Origin of the sequence: Micromonospora sp. M51 (assembly GCF_018070305.1) — a bacterium.
GTDB lineage: Bacteria > Actinomycetota > Actinomycetes > Mycobacteriales > Micromonosporaceae > Micromonospora > Micromonospora parva.
Genome location: NZ_JAGPXZ010000488.1, coordinates 1 through 4764 on the forward strand (window position 1 = coordinate 1; position 4764 = coordinate 4764).

Sequence of the window (4764 nt, forward strand, 5' to 3'; positions counted from 1 at the left end):
GGTCCGAGCTGGATCGCCGGATCGTCCCGGGCAGCGATCCGGCGCTGGCCCGGCTGCGCGCCGCACACCACGACCTGCTCGCCGGCTGACGCGCTCCCGCGCGACAGCCGGCTGACGCGCTCCCGCACGGGTGGGCAACGTCCGCGCCGGTGCGAGCCGCGCGCCCCGGTCAGCCGGTGGCCGGGTACGCTTGCGTCTCGGTCGCCTTGACCGCCGCCCACACCCGCTGGCCCGGGATCAGCCGCAGGTGGGCGGCGGCGGCCGGGGTGACGTCGGCGGCCACCCCGATCGGCCCGTCCAGTTGCACCCGTACGTTGTCACCGTGGCGTTGCACGCCGACCACCGTCCCCGCCCAGGTGTTGCGCGCGCTGCCCTCCGGCCGGGCCGGGTGCAGCGCCACCGCGGCCGGCCGGAACGCCACGAACGCCTCGCCGTCCAACCGGTCGGCGACAGTGAGGGTCAGCTCCGGTGAAACCCGCACCCCGTGCCCGTCGGCGCGGCCCCGGTACAGGTTCAACCCGACCAGCCGGGCGACGTAGTCGGTGCGCGGCCGGGCGGTCACGCTCGGCCCGTCGCCCTCCTGCACGACCCGGCCACCCTCGACGATGACCAGTCGGTCGGCCAGCGCCAGCGCGTCCAGCGGGTCGTGGGTGACCAGCACCGTCGCGCCCGCGTGCGCCGACAGGTGCCGGTGCAGCTCCGCGCGGGTGTCCAACCGGGTGCGGGCGTCCAGCGCGGCCAGCGGCTCGTCCAGCAACAGCAGCGACGGTGCCACGGCAAGCGCGCGGGCCAGCGCCACCCGCTGCGCCTGGCCTCCGGAGAGCTGCCGGGGCCGGTGCCGTGCCTGCGCGTCAAGCCCCACCCGGGTCAGCCACTCCCGGGCCGTGGCGCGGGCGGCCCGCCGCTCGACACCGTGCCGGCGCGGCCCGAAGGCCACGTTGTCCACAGCGCTCAGGTGCGGAAAGAGCAGGTAGTCCTGGAAGACCACGCCGATCGGCCGGCGCTCGGTGGGCACCCAGCCCCCGGTGGCCGGGCGGTCCAGGTCGACGCCGTCGAGGGTGACGTGACCGGCGGTGAGCGGATGCAGCCCGGCCAGCGCACGCAGCGCGGTCGTCTTGCCGGCCCCGTTCGGGCCGAGCAACGCGACCACCTCGCCGGGTGCGACCCGCAGCGGCACGTCGAGTCGGAAGACACCCCGGTCGACGACGACCCGGGCGTCCAGCAGGGCATCGCTCATGCGGTGCTCATCCAGCGGTCGCGCAACGCGACCAGGATGCCCACCGACACGACGAGCAGCACCAGGCTGAGCACGATCGCGGACTCCAGGTCGGTCTCCAACGCCAGGTAGACGGCGAGCGGCATGGTCTGGGTGCGGCCGGGATAGTTGCCGGCGAAGGTGATGGTGGCCCCGAACTCGCCGAGCGCCCGCGCCCAGCAGAGCACCGCCCCGGCGGCCAGCCCGGGCGCCACCAACGGCAGCGTGACGTGGGTGAACGCGGTCCACCGGCTGGCCCCCAACGTCGCGGCGGCCTCCTCGTAGCGGTGGTCGGCGGCGCGCAGCGCACCCTCCACGGCGATCACGAGGAATGGCATGGCCACGAACGCCTCGGCCAGCACGACACCAGTGGTGGTGAACGGCAGGGTGATGCCGAACGTGGTGTCGAGCCACCCGCCGAGCAGCCCGCGCCGGCCGAAGACCAGCAGCAGCGCCACCCCACCGACCACCGGCGGCAGCACCAGCGGCACGGTGACCAGCGCCCGCACCAGTCGGCGGCCGGGGAACTCGACCCGGGCCAGCACCCAGGCGAGCGGCACCCCGAGCAGCAGGCAGAGCGCGGTGGCCAGCGTCGCGGTCTGCACCGACAGCCGCAGCGCGGTCAACGCGCCCGGCTCGGTGAGCCGCTGCGGCAGGGTGGTCCACGGCGCCCGGATCACCAGCCCGACCAGCGGCAGGACGAGGAAGAGCAGCCCCAGCCCGGCGGGGATCAGCAGCGCCGCCGGCACCCGCCCCCGCCGTCGCGGTGTGGCCCGGCGCTCGCGTGCCGCCTCGTCACGCTCGCCTGCGGTGTCGTCGCGGGCCTGGAACCCGGCCTCGGCGAGGACCGTCTGCGCCGGCGCCGAGCGGACGTACGCGACGAAAGCCCGAGCGCCGGCCGGATTGGGCGCGTCCTTCAGCGCGACGATCGGGTAGTCGTTGACCGCCCGCGCCGACTCGGGGAACTCCACACCGGTCACGTCGGCGCTCGCCGCTCGCGCGTCGCTGCGGTAGACCACTGCGGCGTCGACCTCGCCGAGCTTCACCTTGGCGAGCGCGCCCTTGACGTCCTGCTCCAGGGTGACAGGTGTCAGCGCGACACCGGCCGCGTCCAGGGCGGTGCGGGCCGCCGCGCCACAGGGCACCTGGTTGGCGCAGAGCGCCACCTTCACGCCGGGCCGGCTCAGGTCGGCCAGCCCGGTCACGCCTTTCGGGTTGTCCCGGGGCACCGCGATGACCAACTGGTTGCGGGCGAAAACGGTCGGTGTGCCGTCGACGTTGCCCGCCTCGGTGACCGTGGCCATGTTCGCCGGGGCGGCGGAGGCGAACACGTCCGCCGGCGCGCCCTGGTTGATCTGGTTGGCCAGGGCGGAGCTGCCCGCGACGTTGAGGGTCACGGCGCTGCCGGGATTGGCGGCCTCGAACTCCCTGCCGATCCGGCGGAACGACTCGGTCAGCGAGGCGGCCGCGAACACCGTTACCGCCCCGGTGCCCCGGCCGTCCGCGGCAGCGCCGGAGGCCCGGTCGTCGCCCGCGCCGCAGCCGGTGACCGCCAGCGCCATGACCACGGCCATCGCCGTACGCGTCGTCCGCGCGCTCATCCGCCCGGCCTTCCCCTGCTCAACGCTGGTGCGGCCCGTTCTACCACCACCGTTGTCGACTTGATCACCGCGACGGCCACCGACCCGACCCGCAGATCGAGCTCGTCGACCGCCTCCCGGCTCATCAGCGACACGACCCGGAACGGGCCAGCCTGGATGTCGACCTGGGCCATCACCGTGTCCTTGCGGACGTCGACGACGATGCCGCGCAGCCGGTTGCGGGCCGAGGAGAACTCGGCGCCCGCGTCCGGGTCGGCGGCCTGGGCGCGGGCGAACGCCGCCAGGTCGACGCCGTCGATCACCCGGTGGCCGTGCTCGTCGCGCCCGGCCGTCAGCCGCCCGGCATCGACCCAGCGGCGGATCGTGTCGCTGCTGACGCCGAGCAGGTCGGCCGCCTCACCGATCCGGAACATCGTCACCGGCTCACCATAGCTGCCGCATCTGCGAGCGCGAAAGGCCAAAACGAGCCGTGTCTGCGTACCTCTTGGGGCTTCTGCGGCCGTGACTGCGTGTCTCCCGCGCGGCCCGGGTTTGCCTCGGGGGGCGCGCGGCTCAGGCGTCGCGGTTGTCGTACGTCGCGCGATTGGCGAGCACGTCGTCCATGTGCGCTTCGGCCCAACCCTTCACGCCACGCATCAGGTGGTGCAGGGAGATGCCGAGGTCGGTCAGCTCGTAGGTGACGGTGACGGGCACTGTCGGCACCACGGTGCGGGTGATCAGACCGTCGCGTTCCAGGGAGCGCAGTGTCTGGGTGAGCATCTTCTGACTGACCCCGGCCAGCAGGCGCGACAGCTCCGAGTAGCGCATGGACCGGGGCTTGCCGGCGCAGTCGAGGCCGAAGCGGTGCGAGCCGTCGCTGTTCAGCGCCGCCAGCACCAGGGTGACCCACTTGTCAGCGATGCGGTCGAGCAGCTTTCGACTCGGACACTGCGCCAGGAAGGCGTCATATTCCACCTTGGCCTGAGCCCTCTTCTGCGCCGCCGTGGTCGTTGTCATCGAGCCGCTCCTCAGCCGCCGGGGCGTTACGCACCTTCAGGTGCCTACTTCCGAAAGTGAAGCTACACCCCGAGGGTGGAGCAGGTAGACGATGCGCCGGCACCGCTCGGCGCGACACGAGAGCCAGAGGTACGAACATGCTCACCACCTCCCTTCCCGGCGGCACCTGGACGTTGGGAGGCCTGACGGTCACCCGGTTCGGATACGGCGCCATGCAGCTGGCCGGCCCCGGAGTGATGGGACCGCCGGCCGACCGCGACGGCGCACTCGCCGTCCTGCGTACGGCAGTCGAGCTCGGCATCACCCACATCGACACCTCGGCGGCCTACGGTCCGACCGTCACCAACCAGCTGATCCGGGAGGCGCTGCACCCGTACCCCGATTCGCTGCACATCGTGACCAAGGTCGGTGCGAACCGTGACCCGCAGGGCGGCTGGCCACCGGCCCGTGACCCGCAGAGCCTGCGCCGGTCCGTGCACGAGAACCTGGAGACCCTCGGTCTCGACGTGCTCGACCTCGTCAACCTCCGGCTGGGCGACGCCGCGGGCCCGCTGCCCGGCTCTCTCGCCGACGCGTTCGAGACCCTCGCCGACCTGCAACGGCAGGGCCTGATCCGGCACCTCGGGGTGAGCAACGCGACGCCGGAGCAGGTGGCCGAGGCGCAGGCGATCGCACCGATCATGTGCGTGCAGAACATGTACAACCTCGCGCACCGCCGCGACGACGAGCTGATCGACGCGCTCGCCGGGCAGGGCGTCGCCTACGTGCCGTTCTTCCCGCTCGGCGGCTTCAGCCCCCTGCAGTCGTCGGTGCTGTCGACGGTGGCCGCCCGGCTGGAGGCGACGCCGATGTCGGTGGCGCTGGCCTGGCTGCTGCGACGGTCGCCGAACATCCTGCTGATCCCGGGCACCT

Annotated in this window: 5 protein-coding genes and 1 pseudogene; 1 reads left to right on the plus strand and 5 read right to left on the minus strand. The window is 73.3% G+C overall.

Annotated elements, in window-relative coordinates; genetic code table 11:
- Positions 1-169 precede the first annotated feature (169 nt).
- The 5 genes and pseudogenes from KBX53_RS22740 to KBX53_RS22760 form a co-directional block, all read right to left on the minus strand.
- The gene (locus KBX53_RS22740) at positions 170-1237 is read right to left on the minus strand and encodes an ABC transporter ATP-binding protein (RefSeq protein WP_210861525.1); all 1068 of its coding nucleotides are present in this window, start codon (positions 1235-1237) and stop codon (positions 170-172) included.
- The gene (gene modB / locus KBX53_RS22745) at positions 1234-2004 is read right to left on the minus strand and encodes a molybdate ABC transporter permease subunit (RefSeq protein ID WP_210861533.1); all 771 of its coding nucleotides are present in this window, start codon (positions 2002-2004) and stop codon (positions 1234-1236) included. Before modB ends, KBX53_RS22740 begins: the two co-directional genes overlap by 4 nt.
- Before the next feature lie 75 nt (positions 2005-2079).
- A pseudogene (gene modA / locus KBX53_RS22750) lies at positions 2080-2856 on the minus strand (molybdate ABC transporter substrate-binding protein); the annotation flags it as partial.
- Complete coding sequence (locus KBX53_RS22755) at positions 2853-3275, minus strand: TOBE domain-containing protein (protein ID WP_210861527.1); 423 nt, start codon at positions 3273-3275, stop codon at positions 2853-2855. The gene KBX53_RS22755 and the pseudogene modA, both read right to left, overlap by 4 nt.
- A 133-nt stretch (positions 3276-3408) precedes the next feature.
- Positions 3409-3852, minus strand: coding sequence for a helix-turn-helix domain-containing protein (locus KBX53_RS22760; protein WP_210861528.1), 444 nt, complete (start codon positions 3850-3852; stop codon positions 3409-3411).
- A gap of 137 nt (positions 3853-3989) precedes the next feature.
- On the opposite strand from KBX53_RS22760, the gene KBX53_RS22765 reads away from it, so the two are divergent.
- Positions 3990-4764 (plus strand): oxidoreductase (locus KBX53_RS22765; RefSeq protein WP_210861531.1); only part of this gene is annotated, 775 nt, incomplete at its 3' end.

Bases quoted from the DNA above. Each gene is read 5' to 3' on its own strand.
- KBX53_RS22740 (WP_210861525.1), bottom strand. From the start codon at position 1,237: ATGAGCGATGCCCTGCTGGACGCCCGGGTCGTCGTCGACCGGGGTGTC.
- KBX53_RS22760 (WP_210861528.1), bottom strand. From the start codon at position 3,852: ATGACAACGACCACGGCGGCGCAGAAGAGGGCTCAGGCCAAGGTGGAA.